Raw genomic sequence first — 950 nt, 5'->3', positions numbered from 1 at the left:
GCAAAGCAGACCCGGATATCGCCGTTGACCAGCGGGACCAGGTAGCGCTGCTTCTGCTCCTCGGTCCCGTGCTCGATGAGGGTCAGCATGGTCGCGTCCTGTGGGCCCATGCAGTTCAACGCCCACGCACCCAGATGGCTGAACGCGCGGCCCACTTCGACTTGCACGACGGCATTGGCCAAGTGCCCCAACCCCATTCCGCCGTACTGCACCGGTACGAAGGGGCACCACAACCCTTCCGCGTGGGCCCTGTCCTGGACCTCCTTGACGATGTCGAAGAAGGGACGCGTGCCGATCTGTGGCTCCGCCGGCAGCACTACCTCGTCGATGAATGCGGCGACACGCGTCCGCAGTTCACGAACCTCATGAGGCAACTCGAAGTTGATCATGTGTCATACCCTGCCATCATTGACACTCACTGTCAAGATTGCTATCTTCGGAGCGATGACCACCACCGCACACCTTGTCGACATTGGCCGGCTCGACGAGTGGATCGGCGACCGCCTCCCTGGCCGTGGTCAGCCGCTGACGGCTGAACGCATCGGGGCAAGCACCGGAATCGCCAATGCACTGTTCCGCGTAGCACGCGGCGACGACGCCTGGGTCCTGCGCCGCCCACCCGTGGTGAAGAATGACCCGAGCGCGTCAAACACCCACCGCGAGTGGCGCATTCTGCACGCCCTCGAAGGCACACCGGTTCCGCACCCGCAGCCCGTGCTGTACTGTGCTGACACCGACGTACTTGGTTCTGAATTCATGCTGATGGGCGTCGTCGACGGATTCACGCCCGGTTTCGACTTGCCCGAGCCGTTCGCCGGCGATCCCGAATTGCGGCACGACTTGGCCATGGCCTACGTGGACGGACTGGTCCACCTGGCCGCGGTGGACTGGCGACGGCGCGGTCTGGCTGACCTTGGCAAGCCCGAGGGATTTCTGGAGCGTCAAGTGCC

2 protein-coding genes are annotated in these 950 nt (G+C 63.9%); one reads left to right on the top strand and one right to left on the bottom strand.

Annotated elements, in window-relative coordinates; translation table 11 throughout:
* On the bottom strand, positions 1-389 hold a 389-nt coding region (locus tag A9X04_RS20610; protein WP_197508966.1), incomplete at its 3' end, for an acyl-CoA dehydrogenase family protein.
* A 55-nt stretch (positions 390-444) separates the two neighbouring features.
* Here A9X04_RS20610 and A9X04_RS20605 point away from each other — a divergent pair.
* The coding region (locus A9X04_RS20605; protein WP_156764444.1) for a phosphotransferase family protein at positions 445-950 on the top strand (506 nt) is incomplete at its 3' end.

Origin of the sequence: Mycobacterium sp. E3247 (genome assembly GCF_001667785.1) — a bacterium.
Taxonomy (GTDB): Bacteria; Actinomycetota; Actinomycetes; order Mycobacteriales; family Mycobacteriaceae; genus Mycobacterium.
The sequence above is the reverse complement of the archived record's forward strand: the minus strand, read 5'-3'. Positions and strand labels throughout refer to the sequence as shown.